Source organism: Piscinibacter sp. PDB1-1 (genome assembly GCF_056675995.1).
In genome coordinates this window covers 1-24,983 of record NZ_JBWVZJ010000004.1, presented here as the reverse complement: position 1 = coordinate 24,983, position 24,983 = coordinate 1, and the positions used below count along the sequence as shown (strand labels likewise).

General features: G+C 58.9%; 24 protein-coding genes and 1 pseudogene. 9 read left to right on the top strand and 16 right to left on the bottom strand.

Going from position 1 to position 24,983, the window contains the following annotated elements:
* Positions 1-61: 61 nt before the first annotated feature.
* A pseudogene (locus AC1KAR_RS19555) lies at positions 62-760 on the bottom strand (ATP-binding protein); the annotation flags it as partial.
* A 132-nt stretch (positions 761-892) separates the two neighbouring features.
* On the opposite strand from AC1KAR_RS19555, the gene AC1KAR_RS19550 reads away from it, so the two are divergent.
* The 4 genes from AC1KAR_RS19550 to AC1KAR_RS19535 all read left to right on the top strand — a co-directional run bounded on the left by AC1KAR_RS19550 (position 893) and on the right by AC1KAR_RS19535 (position 5,732).
* Positions 893-1,444, top strand: coding sequence for a heteromeric transposase endonuclease subunit TnsA (locus tag AC1KAR_RS19550; RefSeq protein ID WP_480320828.1), 552 nt, complete (start codon positions 893-895; stop codon positions 1,442-1,444).
* 178 nt (positions 1,445-1,622) lie between these two features.
* Complete coding sequence (locus tag AC1KAR_RS19545; RefSeq protein ID WP_480320826.1) at positions 1,623-3,296, top strand: transposase; 1,674 nt, start codon at positions 1,623-1,625, stop codon at positions 3,294-3,296.
* Positions 3,293-4,186 (top strand): TniB family NTP-binding protein, encoded by an 894-nt coding sequence (locus tag AC1KAR_RS19540; RefSeq protein ID WP_480320824.1) that lies wholly within the window; start codon positions 3,293-3,295, stop codon positions 4,184-4,186. Before AC1KAR_RS19545 ends, AC1KAR_RS19540 begins: the two co-directional genes overlap by 4 nt.
* A 16-nt stretch (positions 4,187-4,202) precedes the next feature.
* Positions 4,203-5,732 carry a TniQ family protein gene (locus AC1KAR_RS19535; RefSeq protein ID WP_480320822.1) on the top strand — a complete coding sequence of 510 codons (1,530 nt, stop codon included), beginning with the start codon at positions 4,203-4,205 and terminating at the stop codon, positions 5,730-5,732.
* Between the two features lie 310 nt (positions 5,733-6,042).
* Here the strand turns inward: AC1KAR_RS19535 and AC1KAR_RS19530 are convergent, their stop codons facing one another.
* Positions 6,043-6,258 (bottom strand): hypothetical protein, encoded by a 216-nt coding sequence (locus AC1KAR_RS19530; RefSeq protein ID WP_480320966.1) that lies wholly within the window; start codon positions 6,256-6,258, stop codon positions 6,043-6,045.
* Here AC1KAR_RS19530 and AC1KAR_RS19525 point away from each other — a divergent pair.
* Together AC1KAR_RS19525 and AC1KAR_RS19520 are read left to right on the top strand one after the other, a co-directional pair.
* Complete coding sequence (locus AC1KAR_RS19525) at positions 6,230-6,448, top strand: helix-turn-helix domain-containing protein (protein WP_480320963.1); 219 nt, start codon at positions 6,230-6,232, stop codon at positions 6,446-6,448. The two genes, AC1KAR_RS19530 and AC1KAR_RS19525, sit on opposite strands and share 29 nt — an antisense overlap.
* Before the next feature lie 68 nt (positions 6,449-6,516).
* The gene (locus AC1KAR_RS19520) at positions 6,517-7,587 is read left to right on the top strand and encodes a nucleotide kinase domain-containing protein (protein ID WP_480320820.1); all 1,071 of its coding nucleotides are present in this window, start codon (positions 6,517-6,519) and stop codon (positions 7,585-7,587) included.
* A 66-nt stretch (positions 7,588-7,653) separates the two neighbouring features.
* Here the strand turns inward: AC1KAR_RS19520 and AC1KAR_RS19515 are convergent, their stop codons facing one another.
* From AC1KAR_RS19515 to AC1KAR_RS19480, 8 genes are all read right to left on the bottom strand, one after another.
* Positions 7,654-8,754: an SH3 domain-containing protein gene (locus tag AC1KAR_RS19515; protein WP_480320818.1), complete on the bottom strand. Its 1,101-nt coding sequence runs from the start codon at positions 8,752-8,754 to the stop codon at positions 7,654-7,656.
* Positions 8,755-8,986: 232 nt separating this feature from the next.
* Positions 8,987-10,648, bottom strand: a complete 1,662-nt coding sequence (locus tag AC1KAR_RS19510; RefSeq protein WP_480320816.1) for a MazG nucleotide pyrophosphohydrolase domain-containing protein — start codon at positions 10,646-10,648, stop codon at positions 8,987-8,989.
* A 132-nt stretch (positions 10,649-10,780) separates the two neighbouring features.
* On the bottom strand, positions 10,781-11,596 hold the full coding sequence (locus AC1KAR_RS19505) for a hypothetical protein (protein ID WP_480320814.1): 816 nt from the start codon (positions 11,594-11,596) through the stop codon (positions 10,781-10,783).
* A 17-nt stretch (positions 11,597-11,613) separates the two neighbouring features.
* Entirely contained in the window at positions 11,614-12,282 is a 669-nt protein-coding gene (locus tag AC1KAR_RS19500; protein WP_480320812.1) for a C1 family peptidase, read from the bottom strand.
* Positions 12,279-13,280, bottom strand: a complete 1,002-nt coding sequence (locus AC1KAR_RS19495) for an ImmA/IrrE family metallo-endopeptidase (protein ID WP_480320810.1) — start codon at positions 13,278-13,280, stop codon at positions 12,279-12,281. Before AC1KAR_RS19495 ends, AC1KAR_RS19500 begins: the two co-directional genes overlap by 4 nt.
* Positions 13,264-13,617, bottom strand: a complete 354-nt coding sequence (locus tag AC1KAR_RS19490) for a helix-turn-helix domain-containing protein (protein ID WP_480320808.1) — start codon at positions 13,615-13,617, stop codon at positions 13,264-13,266. The genes AC1KAR_RS19495 and AC1KAR_RS19490 overlap by 17 nt, the downstream gene beginning before the upstream one ends.
* An 18-nt stretch (positions 13,618-13,635) precedes the next feature.
* A complete protein-coding gene (locus tag AC1KAR_RS19485) occupies positions 13,636-13,992 on the bottom strand; it encodes a hypothetical protein (RefSeq protein ID WP_480320806.1) in 357 nt (118 codons plus the stop codon).
* Between the two features lie 58 nt (positions 13,993-14,050).
* Entirely contained in the window at positions 14,051-14,674 is a 624-nt protein-coding gene (locus tag AC1KAR_RS19480; protein WP_480320804.1) for a 4'-phosphopantetheinyl transferase family protein, read from the bottom strand.
* Between the two features lie 300 nt (positions 14,675-14,974).
* On the opposite strand from AC1KAR_RS19480, the gene AC1KAR_RS19475 reads away from it, so the two are divergent.
* Together AC1KAR_RS19475 and AC1KAR_RS19470 are read left to right on the top strand one after the other, a co-directional pair.
* Entirely contained in the window at positions 14,975-16,075 is a 1,101-nt protein-coding gene (locus tag AC1KAR_RS19475; protein ID WP_480320802.1) for a hypothetical protein, read from the top strand.
* Positions 16,076-16,415: 340 nt separating this feature from the next.
* Positions 16,416-16,565, top strand: a complete 150-nt coding sequence (locus AC1KAR_RS19470) for a hypothetical protein (protein WP_480320800.1) — start codon at positions 16,416-16,418, stop codon at positions 16,563-16,565.
* An 88-nt stretch (positions 16,566-16,653) separates the two neighbouring features.
* On the opposite strand, the gene AC1KAR_RS19465 is transcribed toward AC1KAR_RS19470, so the two are convergent.
* Entirely contained in the window at positions 16,654-16,995 is a 342-nt protein-coding gene (locus AC1KAR_RS19465) for a thermonuclease family protein (RefSeq protein WP_480320798.1), read from the bottom strand.
* A gap of 177 nt (positions 16,996-17,172) precedes the next feature.
* On the opposite strand from AC1KAR_RS19465, the gene AC1KAR_RS19460 reads away from it, so the two are divergent.
* The gene (locus AC1KAR_RS19460) at positions 17,173-17,424 is read left to right on the top strand and encodes a hypothetical protein (RefSeq protein ID WP_480320796.1); all 252 of its coding nucleotides are present in this window, start codon (positions 17,173-17,175) and stop codon (positions 17,422-17,424) included.
* 79 nt (positions 17,425-17,503) lie between these two features.
* Here the strand turns inward: AC1KAR_RS19460 and AC1KAR_RS19455 are convergent, their stop codons facing one another.
* From AC1KAR_RS19455 to AC1KAR_RS19435, 5 genes are all read right to left on the bottom strand, one after another.
* Positions 17,504-17,767, bottom strand: coding sequence for a hypothetical protein (locus AC1KAR_RS19455; protein WP_480320794.1), 264 nt, complete (start codon positions 17,765-17,767; stop codon positions 17,504-17,506).
* 495 nt (positions 17,768-18,262) lie between these two features.
* Positions 18,263-20,182, bottom strand: coding sequence for a hypothetical protein (locus AC1KAR_RS19450; protein ID WP_480320792.1), 1,920 nt, complete (start codon positions 20,180-20,182; stop codon positions 18,263-18,265).
* On the bottom strand, positions 20,175-21,875 hold the full coding sequence (locus tag AC1KAR_RS19445) for a VPA1262 family N-terminal domain-containing protein (protein WP_480320961.1): 1,701 nt from the start codon (positions 21,873-21,875) through the stop codon (positions 20,175-20,177). The genes AC1KAR_RS19450 and AC1KAR_RS19445 overlap by 8 nt, the downstream gene beginning before the upstream one ends.
* A 62-nt stretch (positions 21,876-21,937) precedes the next feature.
* The gene (locus tag AC1KAR_RS19440) at positions 21,938-23,722 is read right to left on the bottom strand and encodes a hypothetical protein (protein ID WP_480320790.1); all 1,785 of its coding nucleotides are present in this window, start codon (positions 23,720-23,722) and stop codon (positions 21,938-21,940) included.
* The gene (locus AC1KAR_RS19435; RefSeq protein WP_480320788.1) at positions 23,723-24,658 is read right to left on the bottom strand and encodes a YifB family Mg chelatase-like AAA ATPase; all 936 of its coding nucleotides are present in this window, start codon (positions 24,656-24,658) and stop codon (positions 23,723-23,725) included.
* Positions 24,659-24,983 lie beyond the last annotated feature (325 nt).

Sequence of the window (24,983 nt, the reverse complement as noted above, 5' to 3'; positions counted from 1 at the left end):
CGCCCGATGCATGGGCATCGGCATCTTTGCTGCGCCCTCTGTGGGCGGAATCTGCGGCGGATCAGTTCGCGGCGAGCATGCGCCGGTACTGGATCGCCTCAGCCAGGTGGGCACTCTGGATCGTCGCGCTGCCGGCCAGGTCGGCCACGCTGCGTGCCACGCGCAGCACGCGGTGGTAGCTGCGCGCCGACCACCCCAGGCGGGTGGCAGCGGCTTGCAGGAAGCGCAGGCCGGCTGGGTCGAGTGCGCAATGCGTGTCCACCATGGCGCCAGTGAGTTGCGCGTTGCTGCAGGCCTGGCGCGCATGGGCGCGCTCGCGCGCACGTTGGGTGCGTGCTGCGATCGCTTCCGTCGGCTCTCCATCGGGCGCGGCCGCGAGGGTGGGTGCATCCACCGCAGGCACCTCCACCTGCAGGTCGATCCGGTCGAGCAGCGGGCCGCTGATGCGCCCCTGGTAGCGCGACACCCCATCGGGCGTGCATCGGCAGGCCCGCAGCGGGCTACCCAGATGGCCGCACGGACAGGGGTTCATCGCCGCGATGAGCTGGAAGCGCGCAGGGAACTCCGCCTGCCGGGCGGCGCGCGAGATCACGATGCGCCCCGTCTCCATCGGTTCACGCAGTGCCTCAAGCGCGGCGCGTGGAAACTCGGGTAACTCATCGAGGAACAACACACCGTGGTGTGCGAGCGAGATCTCACCGGGGCGAGGTGGCGAACCGCCTGTAAAAATGCAGATTGAATGCAATGATGAGGTGATATGGCCACATTAACTGCGACTACAGGTTCCTCACTGGTGTCTGGACCGGTCCGGCGTATTGGGGTTCAAAGCCGAAGCGTCACCGGCACGATGCCTGACGGCAATCGGTATGAGTCGACGCTCGAGCGCGACTTCATGCTGCTCATGCAGTTCGACCCTGCGGTGGACATATACACGCCACAGCCCGTGACGTTGAACTACACGGGCAGCGATGGTGCAAGCCACCGATACACCCCAGACGGCCTGATCGAGTGGCGCACAGATCGTCCTGTTCATGACCCACGGCCCGTGCTGGTAGAAGTCAAGTACCGGGAGGATCTAAACGGGAAGTGGCGAGAGTGGCGTGAGCGGGCACGAGCTGCAAGGAACTTTGCAGCCGAGAAGGGTTGGCTCTTCATGATCTATACCGAGCGCGAAATCAGGACACCGGCGCTGGAAAACGCGACGTTCCTGCTGCCCTACCTGCGTCGAGAAGGTTCACCTGAAACGGAGCATTGGCTGCTCACTCAACTGGCGCAGCTCGTCGAATCCACTCCTCGGGATCTCGTTAGCTCGCTGTACCGCGACAAGTGGAACCAAGCTGCACTGATCCCAGTTTTGTGGCGCCTCCTCGCGGAGCGGCGAATCGGCTTCGACCTGGCGCAGTCGCTCAACATGCGCTCAACGATCTGGTCACTGCGAGGCTAGGATGAGCCGTCTAATACCAGGCACCCCAGTCGTCTGGAAGGATCGCACCTGGATCCTCCTCGACATCCCAGCCATCGATCGGGTGCTCATTCGCGACCCGGTGACGGGTCACGCTGAGCTGGCATCGCCGGCCGAACTGAAGTCCAGCCAGCCTGCGGAGACCGGCGCTCACGGGCTCATGACCATCCCCGACGAGGACTGGAACGAGGCATGGAGCCGCTTCGAAGCCATCCGTCCTCTCCTGAATCGTGGTCCGCGCAAGCGAACCAGACGAGAAATTGAAGAAGTGGCTCGGAGCTTTGGGCGGGATCCAGCAACCGTCTACCGATGGATCTCCAAGTGGGAGGAGAACAAGACCGTCTCCTCGCTAGTGCGCTCGGGCCGCAGCGACCATGGCAAGTCGCGCCTACCCGAAACCACTGAAGCAATCATCAAAGACAAGATCGAGAACTTCTATCTGGTTCCGGAACGGCCAACCGTTGTTGAGCTGTCGGAACAAATTGAGATCGCCTGCCGCAAGGTACAGCTCAAGCCGCCGAACACCTCTACGATACGGCGCCGAGTCGAGCGGCTGCAGGATCGTTTGGTCATGTCCAAACGCCGGAGCGCCAAGGAGGCACGCGAAACGTTTGAACCCTTGAAGGGGGCATTCCCGGGTGCCAACGTCCCGCTGGCGGTGTATCAGATAGATCACTCGCCGATCGACGTGATCCTTGTCGATGAAACGTACCGCAGACCGATTGGCCGCGGATACCTGACCATAGTCAGTGACAGCTGCACTCGAGTGCTGTCTGGGTTCTGCGCGTCCCTCGATCCTCCCGGAGCCCTGGCAACTGGACTCGCTTTGGCACATGCCATCCTGCCCAAGGCGCAATGGCTGGCTGACCGTGAGATCGCGGCCAGTTGGCCCGTGCAAGGAATGCCTGCCAAGGTCTATGCGGACAACGCCGCTGAATTTCGCGGAACGATGCTTGAGCGGGCATGCAAGGAATACGGCATCGTGATGGAGAACCGCCCAAAAGGGCTTCCGAACTACGGTGGCTACATCGAACGACTGTTTCGAACTTTCATGCACCGGGCACAGAGTCTGCGAGGAACCACCTTCTCAAACACTGAGGAACGTGGCGAGTACGACTCCGACGGCAAAGCCGTCATGACGTTGAAAGAGTTCGAAAAATGGTTCGGCACGTTCGTCACCAAGGTCTATCACCAACGGCCCCATCGAGGCATAGGCCGCGTACCTCCCATCAAGCTCTACGAGCAGTTCATTCTCGGCACTGATACCCACAAGGGGATCGGCCTGCCTGAGCCCATTGCCGACGAGTTCAAGCTTCGGCTCGACTTCATGCCATATGTCGAGCGGACCATTCAAGAGTATGGCGTTGTCGTCGACAACATCCACTACTACGCGGATGTCTTGCGGCCGTGGATCCACGCTCGGGATCCAAGTAACGCGAAGCTGAAGCGCAAGTTCGTTTTTGTTCGTGATCCACGAGACATTGGTGAACTCTACTTTTTTGACCCCGAGGCGAAGAGGTACTACTCCGTGCCGTACCGCGATGTCACCAGGCCACGAATGAGCGTGTGGGATCTGAACGCCATCTTGAAGCGCCTCGCGGAACATCCTGACCTGCAGGTCAACGAGGACATGATCTTCGAGGGCCTGGAAGACATGCAGCGCATTGAGAAAGATGCCGCCGAGAAATCTCGATCAGTTCGGCGCGCGAAACAACGCCGCGCCGATTGGAAGACGGGAGCTGCCACATCCAAGCCACCCGCAGCTGCGCCGACTCCTCCGTCAAGTTGGGAAACAGAGATTCAACCGTTTGACGACATCGAGGAGGCTGAATGAGCGAGTTCCCTCACCTCTCCGAAAACGCCGCCGGCAAGATGGCGCTGCCTCAGCGCGAACGCATTCAGCACATTCGCAAAGCCCGGTGGATCGGCTATGGGCGAGCCAAAGAAGTACTCGAGAAGCTTGAAGATCTGCTCGTTCACCCCCCTCAGCCGCGCATGCCGAACATGTTGCTCATCGGTGAGACGAACAACGGCAAGACCATGCTGGTCACCAAGTTCCGGGAGATGCACCCCGCTGACGAAAACCTCGATGGCGAGAGCATCAACATCCCCGTTCTCTACATACAAGCACCACCAAGCCCAGACGAGCGAGGGCTATACAACGCTATCCTGAACCGCCTGTTCGAGTCGTACGGGCGCAGCGAAGCGACCGATGCCAAGCGCGACCGCGTCGTGGCCATACTGCGTCGAGTCAACCTCGGCATGATCATGGTCGACGAGATCCACCATCTCTTGGCAGGCTCTTATGTGAAGCAACGGAACTGCCTCAACGTCCTGAAGTACCTCGGCAACGAGCTGTGTGTCCCCATGGTTGGAATCGGCACAGCTGAGGCCATGCGTGCAATCCAAACTGATCCGCAGCTCGCCAACCGCTTCACTCCGGTTGTTCTTCCGAAGTGGACGAAAGACATGGAGCTTGCACGCCTGCTGGCGAGCTTTGAGCGGGTTCTTCCGCTGCAGCATGCGTCGCAACTTGCGTCACCCTCCCTTGCAGGCCGCATCGTTGATCTCTCCAATGGCACGATCGGTGAGATGTCAACGTTGCTGAATCTGGCCGCCATCCACGCAATCAAGACGGGCGACGAGCGGATCACTCTCGAAGCGCTCGACGCCTGTGGCTACGTAGCGCCATCTATGCGCAAGCAAGCGGCGTCGGCTCTCTAGTCATGGGTGGTTCGGAATGGGCAAGAAGCACTGGCCCATTCACCCGCAGCCGCAGGCCGATGAGCTGCTTTCGTCCTGGATGATTCGTGTCGCCAGAGACAACGGCTTCAAGGTTCACAACTTCTATGCCGATCACTTTGGTCGCGAGCGCCAAATATGGAACAGGGACATTGATCACCATGCGCCCGCCTGGCTGCTCGATGGACTGGCAGCGTACTCGGGCCTCCCGCATACGCGGCTTCAGGCATTGACCCTGCGGGCCTTCGAGTCGATCGTCTTCGAGCGGCTCAATGAGACCGGCAACACGCGCTTCCTGATGCCACTCAGCATCTTCCATCGGACCCGGCGTGCCTATGGCCAGCAGTTCTGCCCTGTCTGTTTGACAACGGACAAAGCACCATATCTACGCCGTCGCTGGCGCCTTGCACTCGCTGTGGTGTGTGTTCGTCATGGGGTTTTGCTTCAGGATCGTTGCGGCAGTTGCGGTCGCCCACTCGCTCCGCATCGTTCAGACATGACGAAGATGTCGACCTTTCCTGAGCGAAGCACGATTCGGGAATGCGGCCACTGCCGAGAAAGCATCGCAGCATCACCTGTGCGGGCTGAGCGCGAAGCCCTCGAAATGCAGCGGCACATCGACTGCGCGCTCGACAACGGATTTGCGTTGCTTTCGGATCAGAGCCCTGTCTATTCACATCTTTACTTCGATGGTCTTCGGCAGGTGATGGCTGGCTTAGCCACACAAGGTGCCTCGAAGGACCGCTGCTACTCGTTTGAGCATGCCACCATTAGTGACCGCCTCAACAGGCTCCAGTTTGCAGCTTCTCTTGTCGACGCTTGGCCCAGCAAGTTCCTGGGCTTCTGCGCACGCATCAGCAAGCCGTACACGGTGTTCACAAAGGATGTCGATGTGACGCCATACTGGTTGGCGTCGGTGCTACGTCGGAACCTGTTGTCTTTGCGCGCAAGGATTCTTGTTGATGAGGCCGAGGCAATTTCGGCCGCCACTGAGCACTTCACGGGGCATTCGGATGTCTATGCAGCTCGCTTGCTCTCAGGGCGAAGCATTGAACGAGCCTTGCCGGCACCGCCCTGCATTTCTGAAGACACCGCTGACGTGTTCATCGCTTCGATCGATCACGAGATTGGCGAGGCAAGCGGCACTCGTCAGCTATTGCTTCAGCGCGACAAGGTGATGTTCATCGCCGCAAGGTGCATGCAATCCAGCGTCCCGCAGCTGCTCGCCCTGGAGCCCGCCAACTTCAGCACTTCGGCAGAGCCAGAGTTCTCTTTCTGGGATCGAATCGACACGCCTGAACGCGCGGCTGCCATGTTGGATTGGTATCTGCATCGACTGCGCCCGCGATTGCTCGGAGAGTCGAACAGTCGCGCCCTCTTCACAGCATTTGGCGGGGCGGCACTGAAGTCGAATGCCGTGGGCGCCAGATTCACAAGAGCCGTTCAGAGAGCCGGCTTAGACCGAGCCATACCTGACTGGAAGCATTGGGTGCGCAAGCCACTCCGCTCCGCCAGCTGCGTCCACTAGGTGAAGTTGATGGCAGCGCGCCGTCAGGCCTTGAGCGCACGCCCACTCGAGGCATCTGCAGCTGCGATCAGTCAAAGCTCAAAACGCCACTTGGGCGGCGAACTAGCACCTGCTTTCTTTACGTAGTGGCTCATCGAGTGAGCGCCTGGTCAGCTTTCATAGCGAGGCGCGCGGGCGACGTTTCCGCCTCGTGGAACCGAGCCACTCCGACGCAGCCCAGCCCTCGTTGGATCGTCAGGTTTCATCCATCTTTTGATGTCTAAAAAGATATCTGCCGAAACACGAAATTGTCTGTGGGTTTGATACCTTTTTAGGTATCATTCGCCAACGGTTTTTCACTCGAAAATTTCATGCCGAATTCACGCAAATCGAAGCCGCGCAGCAAAGGCGCGATTGAGGCAGGGGCCGCCAGGTCGACTACATCACGCAGGGCGCGCGCAATCGCGGAGAAGAATGCGGCCGAGCGCGCCGACCCTCGAATTCGACTAGCCACCAGAGTGAACAGGCTCTTGTGCAGCGCCGGCATGTCCCAGCGACATGCAGCAGTGCACCTTGGCATTCCGCAGCCAAAGATTTCGGCAATTCAGAATTACCGCTTACACGGCATATCGCTTGAGCGACTGATTGCAGCGCTCGTGGCCCTGGATCAAGCCGTGGTCATCTCCGTTGGGCCATCCAATGGGCGCGGAAAGCCCGTTGCAGTGGTGATGTCGTGAAGGTCATCACATCCCTTCGTCCACACAGGCAACCGCGAAGCGGTACGCTTTCACCCAGTGAGAACACCATGAATGAACTTCAACCGATAGGCACGGTTCTGACAGCTCGTCGTCTCGCGCCGATGGGATTTGTTCGACGGCAAGAACCCAAGCCAAGCGCAGTCTTTGACACCTACTGGCATTTCGCCGCCGAGCGCCAGGCCATTTACCGGCGCCGTACGCGAGGCGATCGTGGGCCTTGGACAAATGACAGCGTCCTTCAAACCTACAAGTTCACCAACCCCTACCGCGCAGCCGACCGAGTTAGCCAGTACCTCATCCGAAATGTGATCTATGGAGGTGCATTCAATCTGCGCGACACGGTGCTCAGAACCCTGCTCTTCAAGTTCTTCAACAAGATCGAAACGTGGGAGCTACTGACTCATTCCTTCGGAGAAATTACCGAGGCCACCTTCGACGTCGCCAAGTTTGATCGGGTTCTCTCCTTGGCGATGGATGCCGGTGCTGCCATTTATTCTGCGGCATACATCATGCCCAGTGGGCCCGCTGAGATTCGTCGGACACGCAAGCACCAGATGCACCTGGTGCTTTTGGAGAGCCTCATGGATGAGGGATTCCCTGAAAGGTTGGCGGCGACGAGCTCAATGAATGAGGCTTATCAACTTCTTCGTTCGCTGCCTGGCCTGGGCCCGTTCCTGGCATACCAGTTCGTGACAGATCTCAACTACAGCCAACATCTCAAGTTCTCAGAGGTCGAGTTCGTTGTCCCGGGTCCTGGCGCGCGGGATGGAATGAGAAAGTGCTTCGAACATCTCGGTGAGTACAGCGAAGCTGACGCAATCCGCTGGGTCACAGATCGACAACACGGCGAGTTTGAACTCCGTGACTTGGCTTTTGAGTCTCTTTGGGGCAGAGACCTCCAGCTCATTGACTGTCAGAACTTGTTTTGCGAAGTGGACAAGTACGCGCGCGTGGTGCACCCAGAAGCGCAAGGGCTGACTGGTCGCACGAGGATCAAGCAGAAGTTCTCGGCAAACTTGGCACCCCTTCCAGAGCCCTGGTTTCCGCCGAAGTGGGGCATCAATGAACGCATCAGTGCGGAGTTAACCCTCGACACTGTTCTTGTCATACCTGCTTGAAATCCTCACCAGGGTTGTCCATGCCAGCCTCGGGCGCCAAAGATCTCGCAATCCCATCAAGGCATTTCAGTTGAACTTGCCAAGATAGCGGGAGAACACCCAGCCCTGAATCTCGGCACCGCTCTCCTTGTCGGTCCATAGAACCAAGGAAAAGTCCTTTTCCTTCTTGACCAGCTTCACCGCCTTGCCGAAGGACAAGCGTCCGACCTCCGGCGAGCCGGCTCTAGGGTTCTGCCGAACAATGAGCACCTTGGCTGAGACGTAGCGGTAGTCAACCAGCAGTTGTGGTGACCCCACCGCGGTGCGCGCGTTCTCCTGCACCGCTTTCTTGGCTGCCTGCGGGCTCTCGCCCAACACCGCTGGCGCGTAGTGCCCCATAGCCGCCCCTATGGCGCCTGCAATTAGCCAGTCCATTACTTTGCGGAAGAACAGCCACAGCATCAGTTGCACCGAGCGGTTCTGCTGCGCCTGAATGGCGAGGACGATACGCTCGACTGCCTCCTGCAACGATCCCTGCTCAGCGGCCGCCTGAGTTATGGACTCTGCGGCCTGCTTGGTCTCCTGCTCGTCTTTCTCGCTGGCCTCGAACTGACTGAGGTCAATGTCGCGGAACGTCGGCCACAAGCGGTCCAACGACTTCTTGGCCTCCTCCATTGCCCGGAACGCGGGGGTTACCTCGTCCAGTTGGCGCGCGAAGCCGAGAGCCGAGAGCCCACCAAAAGCTTGGCGCCGAAGCTTCTCCAGCATCTCCTGATGCTCAGAGATCGGCTTCAGGTGCTGCTCATACTGCTTGACGATATCGCTGATGGAGTCGATGCCAGCCGCTCGCCTAGTAACGGCGTTGTCCAGGCCGAGGCGGGCGAACGTGTCTTTTGGGAAGTACTGTTCCATCACTCGCTTTGCCTGCGTGGCGATGGACGACCCGTCCATGATGTCTTGGATATGTTTAGGGATCGCCGAGCGTTCGAGCATTTCCCGAACCTGGCGGTGCGGTTCAAGCTGTCGCGTCAATTCCTTCAGCTGGTACTCAGGGGAGTAGCGCTTCACCAGATCCTGCATCTCTTGGATTTGGCGCAGCGGGCGCATCTGACGCTCGAACTGCTCCTGAATCTGCTGGAGCGCGGTCTTCTTGGGTCTGCCAGGCGTCTCGTCGAAGGTGATGTTCATCTGAGCATTTTGCCCGCGAGCTGGCACGCGAAATCCGAGGCGCTGAGGTCATGGGCCAGCCCGGGAGCAGGCATTGACCACGGTCTCCTCCTGGCCGGGCGGAGCCTTATGGGATCGCCACGCGATGGCTTCTCTTGGATTTGAGTGGGCTGACTCATCCATGCCAAAGCCACGTCACGGCGGCGCTTTGCCCGAGCAGGCAGAGCAACCGAAGCCCCAGGTGAACCCGCATTCATTCGTCAGTAACCGCGATTGCCGTGCAGTGACGACCACCTGAACTTGTCATCGCTACCGTTGTTCTGAAGGCAACGACTTTGCGATGCCACATGACGCTTTGAGTTGGGCCGCTCGCTTTCACGCTAATGCCCCTGCCCTCAACTTCTGTGAGTAGCAGCGAAGCCAAACCATCGACAGAGGCATCACGAATGCCGAGGGCATCAAGGACGGCCAGCTTTTGCACAACGATGCGCATCGCCTGGCTTTCGTCCATGCCGAGCCCCTTCGCATCAGCAACCGCCTTCTGAAGCCGCGCGTCACTTTGAACCATACCCGCGTCGAGGCATGCCGAGCCGAGACCGGCAACCTTGCCGTCAAGGTCAATGCACACTTCCGGTCTAAAGGTGATTGACCGCTCATCTAGGTTCACAGTTACTGTTCCCTGCCCTTCGCAGCGCAGGCGGTAAAAGATCTGATGGCCCTCACGAATGGCGTCTTCCCACTCCCAGTAGCGATTGCCGTGCACCTCAAGGCCGACCACCAGGTCGCGCACGAACTTGAGGAGCCGAAAAGTAATGTCATCGGGATTGGAGAACATGCACCGAGGCTGACCCTGAGGGACAGGCCCCAGGTTTGCTGCAAGCTTCGTCCCCTCCGAATGAATAGCCTTGATGACCAGCTCTTCAACAATCTTGGCCCTCGCGCCGTCTTCGACCTCATCGGTTCGCAGGTTCGAACGCCTCTTTCGCCCCATCAATCCCCGCAAGACAGGTGACCAGCCAAGCTTGGCGGCATTAGCCAAGTGCATGATGTCGTGATACCGGTAGCCGTCCTCTTCATGGGCGTTGTCGGTGAGATCATCACCAAGCGAACGACCATCGAGGTACATGCGGCATCGGCCTTCTGCGAAGCTGACGAATGCGACCTCGAAGCATCGAGGGAACCGCTGGGAAGGAGGCGTGTGCAACTCGTCATGCAACGGCGTTGGGTGCTTGCGATCAAGCCGGAACGACACCTTCTCCATGTTCTTCTCAGCGATGTCGCTGAGTTTCAGCTTGTAGATACTCGCGAGAGCAGAGACGTGCCAGGCGATCTCACCAAGAATGTCATTGGCATCTCTATCCACTAGAGCCTTGTTCAGCTCCAACTCAATGTCTGGAAGCTTGCGGCGAAAGAGCTGCGCGCTGAGCTGCCAGAGCAGCGCAAGGCAGACGTCTACGAGCGTGCGATGTTCAGTACGAGCCGTGAGGAAAGCAACCGTTTGGTAGTCCTCGAACTGCATGACTTTCGTCTTCTTGGGAAACGTCTGAGCTGCCTTTAGAAACGCTTCGCGCTTTGACGGATCGAGGACGCTGCGTATGCGCTTCGCCCGGTCGTCGCCCGCGCTGAGTTCCTTCTTCACATTCGCGATGTCACGCGCAAAGATGTTGACCGGCTTACCTTCGTTGGCGATGCCTGCCAGCGAAAAGCAGTACCAGATCACATCGCCAAGCTCTTCGATAATCTCTTCGTTGGCGACGCACCATTCCTCGGGGCCACCCTCGGCAAGTAGCTTTTTCTTGATGGCAGAAACGACGGATCCAATTTCTGCTGCCAGCCCGTAGGTTGCAATATCGAGCCGGACTTCTCTCGACTTGCCAGCTGAACGGTCGGTCTCTTGAACAAAGCTATCAAACACTGAAACGAGCATAGGTCTCCGATGCAAATCGCCATGCCTGCGGCGTCATCACAATGGTCTTGCGTTTCAAGCCGGATCGCCCGCGCCAACGAAGCCAGCCGTCTTAGCCGGCGTGGCGCTGGGCGCGACTTGTCAGGCCACCGCCACTAGTTCTTTATTGCCTTCGAGCGCACGGCAGTCGTGGACGAGGGTTTCCAGTGCAGCCCGCCCCCATCCCCGCCCCTTCCCTTTGCCGGTCTCTAGAACTGCGAGCGTTGCGTGGCAAACCAGTGGGCCAATGGGAATGTTGAGTTCGTTCGCGATGCACGCCTGAAGGCGAGCCAACCCTTTGAAGTTGCCCAGTGCCTTCTGCACGAAGTACTGATAGCGATACAGCGCAGTGAGGTACAGCTCGTGCTTTGGGCCCAACTTGAGGCTGATATGACTCAAGCATTGACCACTGCGGATGTTGTTGTTGTCGACTTCGGCTTCGTAGAATTTGAGCTCGAGGGGTTCCATATTCAGATCAAGCTCGTAGACGGCGCGTTGGGCAAGGCCCGACTTGATCTGCTTTCCCAGCTTGTCGATTACTTTGTCCAAAGGATTGATGGTGGTGCCATCGGAGCACTTGCGCTCCACCAGGCGAAGGGCGTACGTTCCCTTGCTGTTGGCGGAGATGGATCTGATGTGCGGGTAGATGGTAGTCGGGTACTCGTAGACCTTGGACAAACCACCTGAGATGTATTCAGCGGTGGGAAAGATGGTGTCGGCAACGGTCTGAATTGGCTGGCAGTCTTGCTCCGCCAGAAATGCGTCAACTCGAGCCTCAACGGCACGCGATGCTGCCGTGGCTAGGCCTGGCTCGGTTACTTCAACGATCAGGTTGTAGACGCGCTCACGCGCATTGAGAAGGATCTCTGCCGCGTCTATCCAGGCCGCTGCGCGAGTTTGGTTGCTACAAGTTTTCATCGTTGCCTCCTGACTGGTTATGGTGCGATCAAGGGAATCAGCGCGCGAAAGCCCACGAGCTTGTCGGCAAAGTAGTCGATTGGCAGCCACGCATGCCCACCGAAGCCCCAGCCGAAGCCCCAACTATTTCTGACGAGTAGAAGGTCGTCATCTTGAGATTCAGGTCGGCGGCCAATGCCTACCGCAAGTACTGCGTGCCCACCGGCATCCGTGCCCGTTGAGTCCACGATGTGCGGCGGCGCCTGCACCCGCATGAATCCGTCTACGAGCCGAACCCCGACAACCACGGGCACGCCGCTCCTTACGACATCGAACATGGCCCTTGCATCTGTCCCCTGCTCATTGAACTTTCCAAACCAGAGCTTGGAAGGTGCCGGTGGCGTCCAGGGGTCAGGCGTGGTCTTTTGGTACGGCCAGTCACTCTCATGTGGCTGCCCCTCGGATTGAAGCGCGGCGTCTGCGGCATCGAAAGTAAGCCCGCCACTGGCATCGCCTCCAGGCATGCTCTTGGCGCTTTGGCAAAAGAGGTATTCCGCTGACAGCGGATGGCCCAACTTGTGAGCATGCGCATGGGCGTCCGATGCCACACAAGCAAGACAAGACGGCCTCGCCCCTTGATCGCGTACACCCGTCCAGTGTTCACGCAGATCTACGCTCAATTCAATACCGCCGATCGATGCCTTCATGCCGCCATCAACCTTTCGCGGCGCGGCAATCCCACAGGCTCCTTGCCTAGCAGTGCGAGATCGAGTTCGAACGTATTCAGTGGATCAGCGTGCGCCTCCCACGGACGCCTCTCGGCGAGCTGAAGGCGGCCGACTGACAGGCGCTGCCCTTGAGCAACCAAGTGCCGGGTTACGGTCGCCCCGAGCACCTCTCTGTTGGCATCACGCCGTTCGTCACTTTGGATTGCAAGCCCAACACCGGGCATCGAGTCAACGTTCCACTCATAGCCACCGGCAACGTGTTCTTCGAGATCGAAGACCAGAAAATCGTTGGGGCTGCCGAGCAGCTGCACACCGCGATCGCTTTGCGAAAGCAACCAGACGTCGGGATGCCAAGACGCCGGCTGAATGCCCGCGATCGCACGCTGCTTCGACTCTTTGGGAGGGCGATCGGCCAGCAGTCTCGCTTCCGACTGGGTGACGATGTCCGCAGTCGCGAGCGCCCAGCAGGTCGACGAATAGCTTGCCCCCAGTCGCAACGACAACTGATAGACGACATCCGGCCGCCGCAGCTCTTGCTTTCCCCAACGGTGTCGCCTGGCATGCGCAACGATCAGCCACTTTGGCAGAAGGAACTCTGCGGCAAAGGCATCGGCCTCTACTTCCTGGAAGTCGTAACCCGTCTGCTCGCCTCGGCCTACGTAGCCAACATCCTTGTCGAGGCTCATCACGCGATGCTCGAGCGCGTGATGACCAAGCTCATGCGCTGCTGTGAACCTTTGGACGTGATGGTCGCGCTCCGTCGTGATCATCATGCCGGCGCTGCGTGGTGTCGGCACGTAAGCCCCCAGCAAACCTTTGAGCGGGCGAAAGAGCACCATCACACCAAGCGCGTGAATTGCGGAAAGCACGTCAATGGGGCGATCACCACCACTGAGCTTCTCGCGCAACCCGAGTTGCGCGTGCAGCTCGGCAGCGCGGCCCATCCCGGTCAGCAGTGCATTACGCTTTGTTGTCATCGTCAGTGCCCACCTGCGATCTCTGCATGAGGAACTCGGTGAATCGCATCAGCTCAGATCTGTCTTGCTCAGATAGCTGTGCAGCTTGCCTTGCAAGCATGTTCACCTCGGCAGAGAAGACTTGCTCTTCTTCGCCGGTGAAGTACGCCACGGAGCGTTGATACAGCTTGGCCATCGCTGTGAGCTCTACCGCATCAACGCGGCGCTGGCCGGTTTCTATGAGAGATACCGCAGATCGCGGTAGCCCCAATGCTTCAGAGACCTCTTGCTGAGAAAGGCCGAGGTACTCGCGTGCTTCTTTTAGCCGTGCTGCAGTCACGGCTCGATCGTCGGACATGTCGTTGCTCCTTAAGATTTAGGACGCGACCGCAACCGCCTCTTTGGACTTGGTTGTCACTGGTTCGGCAACGCAGTGCTGCTTTATTTCCGCCATCACATGCGCAACAGCGTCGGCTACGGTCGGGTAGCCTCCCTTGCGAATCCAAGTCGGATCCAATGGCCATCCACCGGTTAGCTCTTTGACGATCGGCGAAAGTTTGACGACCGTCTTGGAATCCACCGCCGGTGGTGTCCAAAGATCGGTGCTGGTGTCTTTGCCCAACTCGGGCAGAGCGCAATCGAGAAGCTCTTTATTGAGCCCCTCTGTCAGCCGCTTCCGCAAAGCGGGCTCGATGTCTTTGTATCGGGCCGGGGAGAGTTTCGCCTTGGACACAGTTGGCTCCTTGTTCGATTTCCGAACACACTATAAGCCAATCTGTTCGATTTTCAAACTATTTCTTGATTTCCAAGAACGCCCCCACGATCCTGCGTGAGCCGGTGTTCAAGGGCGCAACCTGGATGTGTCTCAAGACCTCAGCGACCGATGAGTCAACCCCCTGGCCCTGAAGGGAAAGCGTTCCGGCACGGGCGCCTTCGATCAGGCGCACATGGTGGAAGCCGAGGCCTCTGTACCCAGTCACTGGGTACTGGCACTTGAAGATGGCCTCCTTCGCCGAGAAGATGAAGTTTTGAGCTGCCGGCGTATCAACGGCAAAGTGCAGCGCACGCACCAGCTCAACTTCATCCGGCCATGTCACGTCTTCTGATGCCAAGTCGCCAATGAGACGCTCGTCATCAACGTCAATCCCGACCGAGGCGTACGCTGATCGGCGCGCGACCAGGGCAACGGCGACAGTTCCAGTGTGGCTGATGCTTCCACAAAGGCCGTCCGGCCAGATCGGCTCGCCTCCCTGCCCCTCTGGGATCTCACATGCAGCAACTCCGAGGTCGACGATCCCCTTGCGCGCGATCGTTCTACCGGCAGTGAACTCCCTCACGCGCGCGGGAATGGCGACATGGATCGAGTTCGACTCTTCTCCTAGAAGCGCACCTTGACACGCCTGCAGCTGGCCCACCACAAGCACTGCGTCCTCAGATATCCAGTGGGATGTGGCGGCGTCATGCACATCGAGCTTTCTCTGGTTGTTTCACGCCCAGCATAGCTAGACCCTACCCGCGCGAGACTGCACGACATGGAGGTTCGATCATTTGCATCCCGAAATTGATGAGCAGTTCTAAGAGGCTCGGCACAACAATAGCGCGCAAGCGGGGAGGAGAAGAATGCCAACACCAGCCATCGTAATGGTCGACTGCCATCGCATGGCGGCGCGGCATTTTCTGGTTCACTACTGACGGATATCCGAAGCGACAACTCGATGCAACTGGCCCCGAAGCATTCGATACTTCCGCTGATCGACATCGACGGGTTGCTCGATTCGATGTCGCTCTCGCAAGTGACGGGGAGCCGCATCGACCAGGTCGTCCAAGCGGCTGCTTTGAACATTGCCAAAACGCAGCGAAGCCCCGAGTTCGTTGCCGCGCTCGTGACTCATCAGGAACAACTGTGGCATCAACTGCTGAAGGATTGCTCTTGGCGGTGTTGGTCACGCCGTGAAGGCTGCGGCTTCGCAATCTATGAGCCACATGCAGAACTGGGTATGACGCGGGTCTACCAGTGGACTCCCTCCCGTGGTCAGCGCGCCTACCTTTATGCACCTCAGCCAGCATCTGCAGAATGGAAAACCTTTGGCTCCGAGGACGACCTGGTGGATGTTCTCAAAGGCTCGGGGCGGTCACAGATTTATGAAGCCTGGTTGAAGCACCGCCAAACGATTCTTGCCATGCCAGCGCAACTAGCCGAGGTGCGCCTTTCCAACACGACCGTAGAGCAGGCCGTGATTTTCAGTCGCGGCGACGGCTGCGTTTTTTGCGGTGAGACCGCTGGCTTCTACGCCGGGACAACGTCCGGTGATGGCCGCCAGTTCATTCAGTTGCCGGTTTGCAAAACACACGCCGAGCATGCCAAGGCCTCTCCAACTGTCTTGTCCTTGGTCGCGGAGCTGCTCCACGCCCAGATTGATCTGCCTGAACTCCAACGCCTTGATCACATTCCAGATGACGTGATTTTCTCGATCGTCGATTTCCTGGCAGCTCAAATGAAGGTCACTGCATCAACTCCAGAAAAGCGCGGGAACGGGTGGCATGCCTCGCTCGCCAGAACATCGGGCTGGACATGGAAGCTGCGGCTGCGTTCTCTGAGCGACTACGCATATGTGTTGCTCGATCCGAAAGGCAAAGAGAGACACAGGATTGACTCGGCCGCTCATCATCCTGAACTGCCTTTCGGCCCGGCGCACCAGCATGCTCGACCGAACAGCAAGAAGGATGTGGTGTCCCCAAGTGCCACGTATGGAGTTCCGCTGTTCGACTTCGTGTTGCTCAACGCGCTGACGGAGCGCCATGAGGCCGGTCTATAGACCAGTCGCAATAGCGGCGCCGAGATAGATGCGTCGCACCCGTTTTGCGCCTCAGCAAACCCAAATAGGGTAAGGCGCTATCTGTAGTGCTTGTTGGTGGGACGGTCTGAGGCTATATTGCCGTTCCATAGCACTCACCTCCCGGGAGTGCTAACGAGAAAAAGCTGCTCAAGGGAGTACGAGTCCCGAGAGCAGCCTTGACAGGCGACCGTTATGCCGGCGAAACCTGTCTGCCTTGCGATGCAAAACAGGCGCGAACAGTAAGCTAACTTGCTGCAGCGCGCAATCCTGGGGTTTTCTACAGTCTGGCACCGACATCCTTTCCCAAAAAAGGAACGCTATGACGACCAAGATTGGCCGTGACGCGAAGACGGGCGAGTTCATCCCCGTTCGCGAAGCGCAGCGCCGACCCAGCACGACGGTGATCGAAACGATCCCGACGCGTAGGCCAGCGCCGGCGCCGGCCCCCACCAAGCCGAAAGGCCGGTGACGGGCTGAGTCAGTTCCGGGAGGACTGACTCGGAGAGGCGACTGCGGTCGCCTCTTTTTGTTTGCCAACAGCTTTCACTGCGGAAAACCTAGCGCGCCCTCTGCGCTTTGCGCCACTCCCACGGCGCCATCGGTTCGATGTCACCCCACAGACCTCTGCGCTCGTTGCGTGCCCCCTCCTGGAGGGCGTACAGCGAAGGATCGGTGGCATATCGGTCAAACACCCATGCCATGCCGGCGCGCACCTGCTCGGCACTGGCATCGACGCCATCGCATTCGACGCGCGCGATGGTGCGCCCGTAGCGATCCGTTCCTTGCGCCCGCACGATCGCCGCCTTCTTGAAACACAGCGCGGCAAGGCTCTGCCTACTGCGAACCCCGAAGGCTTGCGCCTTTTCAGGGGCATCGATTTCGGCCAGGCGAACCTTCACGTTCTCCGCGCCTGTAGGCATCTCGCATCGCGCCGTCAGAGTGTCACCGTCAGCGATGCCGATGATGGAGCAGGCAAGCGTCGCGGCGAGTAGCATTGATCCCATGAGATGTGGCCGAGCTCAAGCGGCACCTGAGTAGATGTGATCCCGAGCCGTGCTCGTGTGAAAGGACGCGCCATGACAGAGAGAGATACGTGCTCAGACGTTGACGTTGACCTCAAGAAAGTCGAGGGTGCGCTCAACGGGCAGATTGCTCCTGGCAACCTGACAGAGGCGGAGCAAGAAGTCTATTTCGACAAGCTAGACGCGAGCTACTGGGCTCCCAGTCCCATTGAGGATGCCTACTTCGAAGAACTCCGCCGACGTGGCGGTGGGGTAGGCATGGATGAAGACGGCAACATAGTTTTTGGAACCGCTCACGTGCCTTAGTTGGGTCGCGCGTACGCCGACAAAGGCGATGAACCATCGCGGCGAAAGACCGTTGGATCACTTGTGCACGGTGAAGTCTCTACGAGCGAGATTTGCTCTCCACGCTTGCGATTGCTTCTCGATGTCGTCGCCACGCGGATGAATCGCCAAGCGCCAGGAGGCCAATGTGCCGGCGATAGCTTTCGTCGGTAGACATGAGTTTCACGTTGGCCATCGCTCGATCCATCCAGGCATCAATGGGCCGCTGGTCGCCCGGCGGCGCGTCGACCAGCGACGACGCCGATGGGCTGGCTACCGCGGGTTCGAGCTTGCCTTGCGCAGGGTCTGGTTGAATTTTGTCCACGATGTATTCATCCGTCCGTTGCGACGCTCGAAGATAACTCGGCCGAGTCGTTTCTTCAGTGCTGGCGAGGCGCGGCATTCCAGCCTTTCGGCATCATTGCAAAGAACCTGGCCACCACTTCGCAAGGCGCAGACTCCGGCCAAGCCCGATGCAAATCATCGGCAAGATCACGAGCGTGCTCGGTCGTCATCCCGGGTGCGCGCTCCAGCGAAAGTCGCTCAACTTGAGTTAACCACTCTTCCATATTTCTTCCTCGTTGGCAGTTGACGAGGGAATTCTTTCTTCATCAAAGACCATTGCCAATCACCACATGGTGTTCCCCCACACGGGCGAACGTCGGCATGGCTCGCGCACAGACCTCACTTTTACTGATCAATCGAAAGTCCGATGTGCTCTGCGATTCCCTTGGCGACACGCGCATCCTTCTCGATGCCTCCGCATGGGGCACCCATTGGTGGGATGGCAAACGCTCTTTCCAAACCCGCTGGCCTGCACCTACTCAGGCACTATCAGGTTGCACAGTCTTTCCGCGAGAGGCACCCACACATTGGGCAAGCGCTCTTTTGACCCGCAGATGTCGGAGAACTTCCTTGCCTGAGACAAAGCAGATCCAAGGTCGATTCGAGCATCGGCCAACTGGTCGGCAAGAACTTTTTCAGTGATGCCGTTCTTTGCACAGGCTGCGAGTGCCAGAAGTAGCTCAGTGGGATCAGCTGAAAGGTACTCAAGTAGTTGACGCTCTTCACTTCGCGGTGCGCCAGTCTTCGCACCATCAACAGCCGCTTCCAATGCATGGAAGCGTCCCCAGAGTAGAAGGACATAGCGCAGTGCATGGGCCCAAACATCAGCCTTAATGATTTCTATTGAGGCCATTTCCATTGCGGAAGTCTGCAGCAAGCCCAGAAGCAAGCACGCTTCGGAACGACGCGTAACCCAGTCTGGCGTCGATGACTGAAGCATCGTCTGGGCAATCGCCAATCCAAGTCGGAGCACAAGCTCCGTCAGGCTCGATGCGGCGCTGCGGTCTTGCCAGTCCTCGGAGTCATCTTCGCTACACCCACCAAATTCAGTCATTTCGCGAAGACTGAAGGTGCTCTGCCAGAGTGTGTGCCAGGCAACAACTGGATGTTGAGCAGCAGCCACTGCCACGCCGAGTTGAAAATCAAGGCCCCCAACGAACAAATCGGATCGGCCAAAAATGATTTGCGCGCGGTGACGGCGCAGATCGACGCACACAGTCGAATCCCAGTTGGCCACCTGGCTGTAGAGCGCGATTACCTGTGCGCTTGGAATAAGGCTGGGATTGAGCTGAGCATGCCAGTGGACCTCAAGCGCCCGCTCATACCAGACGAACCAAGCTGGATAGCCGGTAGGGAGCTCGCTAGTAGAGCGGGTTTCGCGCACTTCAACTGGCATGCCATCAAGGACCTGTTCAAGACGGGACAACCGCTGTGTTCTCCGATCCTGATTTCCCCAAGACACTGAGTCCGCAGTGTCGATGTAGTCACGGGACATGCTGACCGACCAACACCTCAGCATTGGCAACCAATCCGTTCGATTTCGTGCTGCTGCGACTACGCTTTCGCAAGACCAAAGTGGCTCGGCTAGTGATCTGCCAAATAGGCGGTCGCCCTCGGGAAGCAGTAGCTCTTCCTGGGCGCGCTTCATCAGGAGCAAGCCCACGACGGACCCCGTCCAGTTGCCAGAGGCCGTGAATGAAGGCGAGGCCTGCGCCAAGGCGGAACTCCAACGCTCGAACGTCGACACTACGCCTGACCGAAGAAGTGCAAGTTCGACGTACTCCCAGTCAGGAATTGATTCAAGGCAGGCGAAACCAAACGCGGCATCGACTTCCAATAGCACCGTCAGCGGAACAACAAGATCATCGAGTGATGCGTGCGATTTGTTGGGCTGAAAGACATCTCCCCATGTGTGATGGTCAAGCGGATCTTCGGCGGGTTGCTTGGCCGGTACTGTTTGCGACAGCCAGCCTTTGAGCAGTTCAATCCAAGATAGACGAGTCACCTCGTCTTCGTTCATGGCGAGCAGTATCAAATGGGCCAAGCTATGCTCAAGCACCCAGGAGTGATACGCCAAACTTCGAAGTATTGACAAGCTTCTGGCGTTAGGCGTGATCGCAAGTTCAAGCGTGATTGCGCACAGCAGCAACGCTTGACCAAGAGGCTCCTTCTCAACCGTGGTCTCACTCAGCGAGCGAGCTGCGCCCTCAGCTGCGTTGGTTAGCCTCTCGACCTGTACCCGCCAGTCAACGCTCTTGTAATCTTTTGCGCCGATAGCCGCGAGCTGACTAAGCAGAACGCCGGTAGTAGCCTTCAACGTGGTTCTGTTACCGCGCCACAGCTCATCGAACGCGCGCTGAAGCTCCGTGAAACTGTCGGAAGAGCCATCACTCACCAGAGTCGCTCCTAATTCCGTGCTTCAGAAACTTCCGCAGTGAATCGAGCCAATGAATGAGCTTGCGGCGCCACCAACTCAAATTGCTCGGATGGGCTTGGCCAACTGCGGCCGATCTCATTGCGATGTGTTGATCAAGCGTCCTGGCCCGAGTAGTCATCACTGCCAGCTGTTCCAGAACGCCGCCGGCATGTGGAAGCCGAACAACCAGACTCGCACGGTCTCCAAGCCCATTGAACGAGCCGCCAAAGAACCAGACAGTTCTGTCTACAGCAAGGAATCGGTCGTGCAGTTCTGGTGAGTCCCCAGGCAGAACCCAAACGCTGACGTCGCCCTTGACGTGCTTCTTCAGGTTTTCGACTTCTTTGCGAAGCTCTTCCAAGCGCGCAGCCTCGATAGCGCGCGATGTCGGGACACCGGACCCAAGCGAATCAATAGGCTCCGACTCGGCGTTCTCGGCATAGCGAGATTCAAACGCCAAGCGAGATGTCAGCAGCGTCACCGTCACGCCAGGATGAGAAATTGCGAACATGAATTGTCTGACCTGACGGAAGCCAAGGTACGGGTCAGCAACGAGCACATTCTGCGTTGCGCGATGAACACGAGAACGAACGAAATTCAGCGCCGCTTCTCTTTTGTTGGCCTCCAGCCAGGTCTGCTCGTAGTGAGAGGCTTCGAACGCTTGCCGACGACGTATCGCCGCTTCCTCGACGCGAATCTCAACCGATTGCGCCGACGCCTCACCAACGGCAACGGTGTGTCTCGAGGTGAAGTTCGTGACGTTGTAGGACGAGGTAGCTGTAGAGCTAGGAGAGTCGCTGGCGGCTACTTCGATTAGCCCAACACGTTCCTCGATGTCGAGGTTGAGCCGCACGGCACGCAGATAGTGCGTCGCTGCTGTGGCTTGCAGCGGGCCATAGATGTGATGACTCAAGACAAAGCCGGTAGCGCCCGGCGATTCGTTGCCCGACACGACAATCAAACCGTCAGCGGGGACAATGCGCGTCTCGAACCGGCTTAGAAGGTGCGCTTGGCGCTCGAACAGAGTCAGGGTGAGGTTCTTCAGACCATCAGGCGATCGCGGCACGACCCGGACCACTTGGTCTTCTCCGCCGGACTGCTTGTTGACGCAAAAGCTATCTAGGCGTCTGACAAAGGGATCTGGAACAACCAGTACAGCGCTACCGAGATACTCTGGGTACCTGCGCAGGTCAACATGAACCCACTGCCTGAGCAGACGAACACAGTCCGCATCGTCCACCACGTCTTCCATGCCAGCAGCTGAGCCAAATCTGCGGTGAATTCTCGAAGCAGTGGAACCCACGAAAGGGCAAGGCTCAGCCAGTTCGTCTGCGGTCACCATGAGGTCACGTCCGAGGCTGAGCCCCAATCGGGGCCACGCTGGACTGTCTACAAGTTTTGGAATCTCCAGGGGTACGCCATCCAGCTCTTTTTTCTGCTCTGCCTTTAGCTCGGGGACTGGTGTTACGTCACCTACGTCGGTGCCCAAGCCGCGGTACCAGCTAAGAGCTGCCTCCGGGGTCAATACGGAGCGGCGAAAGTACAAGCGCCCTTCAGTACGCCCAATTGCCTTGAGTTCGAGCCGGGATGTCGGCGGTCTTTGGCGGCCTCGCGCCAGCAGCGAAACCGAGGCGAAAAAAAGTCGGCCACGCTGCTTCCTGTTTAGCTGCATGGAGACGAGCCGAATAACTGCGCACTCGAAATGCGCCGGATCGATGCCCGAAGCGTCAGCGCTCAAAGCTTCGCCCCAGTAGCTCGAGCGATGAAGTGGGCGAATCTCTTGAGGCCACCTTGCGGCGTGTGTTTGATCGTTTGGAATATCCAATTGGGCCTTAGCCTCGCGGCACCCCAGCCATTCTCTCGGGCGACGTCTCGCATGAATGCGCGGATCTGGCGGGCGTCAATTTCGGAGTTGTCGTTCTGCCGAAAGTGCGCCAAAGACAAGGCCTCCTGTCCCTTGCGTTCGACCTCAACGAAGTAGTGCTGAGCGCTACCGACGCGAGTCGAGGCGACAACGTATCCACGCGGAGAAGCACCCAATTCATCCGAGGTCAGGTGCCAAGAGCGAACACCGTTGATGCTCTCGGGAAAGAAGTTCACGATATTCCCCAGGTTGTCGCTGCGATGCACCGCCGCGACTACGTGTGTCTCGACGTTGAGCCCACTCCGGCGCAGTATCTCCAAGGTTTCGAAGAAGGCTTCAAGAGTGACGGGGACTCGAGGTGCTTGATTGGCATGAACGTCGATTTCGGTTGGCCCTTCATGAGCGCCGGTGCCATCACCTGTTGTGGCGGATCCGTCAAAACTGCCAGGCTCCATGGCCGCAATTTTCCGGCGGTATTCCTGGACGAACTTAGGATCCTTTACTACATCGAGACCGACAGCTTCAAATCCGGCCATCTCTTCAGCCGACATCGCCTCAAGACTAGTCAACGGATCATCGTCGGAGCCAACCTGTACAACTTCATCCTCGTCAAAATCAATACTCGCTGGCGGCGGCACGCCCCAGGCATCTCGCAGCGAAGGATCTCCGGCGTTGAGGCCTTGCTCCCCATCGTTCTTTCGATGAACAACGAGGCGGTCAAAAGACAGTTGCACACTGAGGTCAATGATCTCGGTGACCAGAAAGGCCCACTCGGGGGAGGAATCGAAACGGGACTTTTTTACGGGCAACGGTTTGCCTCGGACTTTCATAGCCACAGGGCCACTGAACGGAAGCCCCATCTTTAGATGCAGATGTAGCGAAGCTGCAGTTCGGTTTGCTGCCTCATTGACCGTTCCAACTACAAGCGAGCGCCGCAACCGCTCATATTCGCGTCGGCCGATGGGGTCTACCAGCAGATTTGCGTAGGCATAGGCATGCCTAGACCGAATCTCTTTGGACACCTCCAAATACAGAGCCTTAGCTCCATCGTCGTCAACTAAGGAAGAGGGTGCGTCCACGATCTTGTTGAGGCGCCCCCAAAGCAGCTGAGGCACAGCCTTCGCTGACTGAGCCAGACACTTCTGGAAGATCACTGTTGATGGAATGACCAAATACGGGATATCTGGCCTGGGCCGGCGAATGACCGCAAGCCACGAGTCTCTCAACCCGAGCCAGCTTTCTTTTCCAACAAAGAAACCATGGCCCACGAGAGGAACCGTTTTCCCGTCCACCTCGATCTCATCTGTAAAGCTTCTTAGCTCAACCTGCTCGTGGGTAACCACGACGTCACGAATGGCCTGCTGTCGATAGCCAGCGCGTTGTTTATTGACCCATACAGAGCCATGCTTCATAAACGCGATCTGGCCGGCCTTGACTTGAACCTCAGTGCTTGGGCCGTTCAAGGACAGGTTTGACAAAGGATCGGCGAAGCCCTCTTTGAGTTGGGTGAGGTAGACCGATATCAAAGGCTCACTGCGGTGGCTGCCGGCATAGTGAATCCTGCCGAGCCCATCTATCCGCCAGGGCTCCCGCCCGCTTGGGAACTCGCGGATTGCAACGTCTAGCGGGTGCTGAGCGCTGTGGTTTGGTCGCATCTAGTGCGCCATATTCGCACTGAATTTGCCGCCGGCGCATCCCCAGTGAAGTTTTACACCGCCCCCCACCAGGGCCACCGCCGACGCACCGTGATGTGGCTGGCGCACCATGCGCACGCCCCAACGCTCGGCACTGAAATGCCCCTGCAGGCTGAGCACCGCGGCCGACTCCAGCGACTCGTCTTGCGTCAGCGCAGGCAGCAAACCGGCGAAGCGGTGCGCCAGCATCGATTTGCCGGTACCGGGCGGGCCCATCATCAGCACGCTATGGCCGCCGGCGGCCGCAATCTCGAGCGCACGTTTGGCGGCCGCCTGGCCTTTGACCTCGCGCAGGTCAGGCAACGCGAGCAGGCCGGGCTGCACCGCGACCGTGGCGCGCGGGAGTTCGTGGCGGTGCTGTGCGTCAGCGGGCAGCAGGGCTTGCACCACGTCGAGCAAGTGGCCTGCGCGGTGGATCGACAACCCATCGACCAGCGCGGCCTCTTGCGCGCTGTCGGTCGGCAGCACGAGCGAGCGCAGCGGCAGGCCCGCCGTGGCGCGCCGGCGCATGGCCAGCCCCATCGCGAGCGCGCCGCGCACCGGGCGCAGGTCACCAGCCAGCGAGAGCTCGCCCGCGAACTCGTAGCGGCTGAGCTGCTGTGCATCGATCTGGCTGCTGGCGGCGAGGATGCCGAGCGCGATCGGCAGATCGAACCGGCCGGTCTCTTTGGGCAGGTCGGCCGGCGCGAGGTTGACGGTGATGCGCTGGGCATGGGGAAAGGCCAGCCCGCTGTTCTGGATGGCCGCACGCACGCGTTCGCGGGCCTCCTTCACCTCGGTGTCGGCGAGGCCGACCAAGGTGAAGCTCGGCAGGCCATTGGCAAGGTGCACCTCGACGGTGACCTCGGGCGCTGCGAGGCCGTCGAGCGCACGGCTGTGGATGACCGCGAGCGACATGTGTTTCCTCTCCCGTTTTCGCAGACCGCTTTCCGCTCGTCCGAGCTGCGGCTGCTTTCGTTTTTTGAGCTGCGGCGATGCTAAGACAGCGCACCCGACTGCTCATGCTGACCCCCCATCGGAGTGGATCGGTGTAAGGGTCTGTTGCACTCACTCGTGCCCCGCGCTCGATCCCCGCAAAATCGTCGGCCAGTCTCGGAGGGACCCCATGAACGACCGCCTGAGCGACGCCGCACTGGCGACTTCACTGCCTGCCCCGCTGTCGAATCTGCTTGCGCGCTGGACGAGCGCTGTGCGGCTGTACAACCTCGAAGGCGCAGCGCAG

Coding starts and splice junctions, on each gene's coding strand:
- AC1KAR_RS19550 (WP_480320828.1), top strand. CDS start 893: ATGCTGCTCATGCAGTTCGACCCTGCGGTGGACATATACACGCCACAG.
- AC1KAR_RS19545 (WP_480320826.1), top strand. CDS start 1,623: ATGACCATCCCCGACGAGGACTGGAACGAGGCATGGAGCCGCTTCGAA.
- AC1KAR_RS19540 (WP_480320824.1), top strand. CDS start 3,293: ATGAGCGAGTTCCCTCACCTCTCCGAAAACGCCGCCGGCAAGATGGCG.
- AC1KAR_RS19535 (WP_480320822.1), top strand. CDS start 4,203: ATGGGCAAGAAGCACTGGCCCATTCACCCGCAGCCGCAGGCCGATGAG.
- AC1KAR_RS19530 (WP_480320966.1), bottom strand. CDS start 6,258: ATGCCGGCGCTGCACAAGAGCCTGTTCACTCTGGTGGCTAGTCGAATT.
- AC1KAR_RS19520 (WP_480320820.1), top strand. CDS start 6,517: ATGAATGAACTTCAACCGATAGGCACGGTTCTGACAGCTCGTCGTCTC.
- AC1KAR_RS19515 (WP_480320818.1), bottom strand. CDS start 8,754: ATGAACATCACCTTCGACGAGACGCCTGGCAGACCCAAGAAGACCGCG.
- AC1KAR_RS19505 (WP_480320814.1), bottom strand. CDS start 11,596: ATGAAAACTTGTAGCAACCAAACTCGCGCAGCGGCCTGGATAGACGCG.
- AC1KAR_RS19500 (WP_480320812.1), bottom strand. CDS start 12,282: ATGAAGGCATCGATCGGCGGTATTGAATTGAGCGTAGATCTGCGTGAA.
- AC1KAR_RS19495 (WP_480320810.1), bottom strand. CDS start 13,280: ATGACAACAAAGCGTAATGCACTGCTGACCGGGATGGGCCGCGCTGCC.
- AC1KAR_RS19490 (WP_480320808.1), bottom strand. CDS start 13,617: ATGTCCGACGATCGAGCCGTGACTGCAGCACGGCTAAAAGAAGCACGC.
- AC1KAR_RS19475 (WP_480320802.1), top strand. CDS start 14,975: ATGCAACTGGCCCCGAAGCATTCGATACTTCCGCTGATCGACATCGAC.
- AC1KAR_RS19470 (WP_480320800.1), top strand. CDS start 16,416: ATGACGACCAAGATTGGCCGTGACGCGAAGACGGGCGAGTTCATCCCC.
- AC1KAR_RS19460 (WP_480320796.1), top strand. CDS start 17,173: ATGACAGAGAGAGATACGTGCTCAGACGTTGACGTTGACCTCAAGAAA.
- AC1KAR_RS19445 (WP_480320961.1), bottom strand. CDS start 21,875: ATGCAGCTAAACAGGAAGCAGCGTGGCCGACTTTTTTTCGCCTCGGTT.
- AC1KAR_RS19440 (WP_480320790.1), bottom strand. CDS start 23,722: ATGCGACCAAACCACAGCGCTCAGCACCCGCTAGACGTTGCAATCCGC.
- AC1KAR_RS19435 (WP_480320788.1), bottom strand. CDS start 24,658: ATGTCGCTCGCGGTCATCCACAGCCGTGCGCTCGACGGCCTCGCAGCG.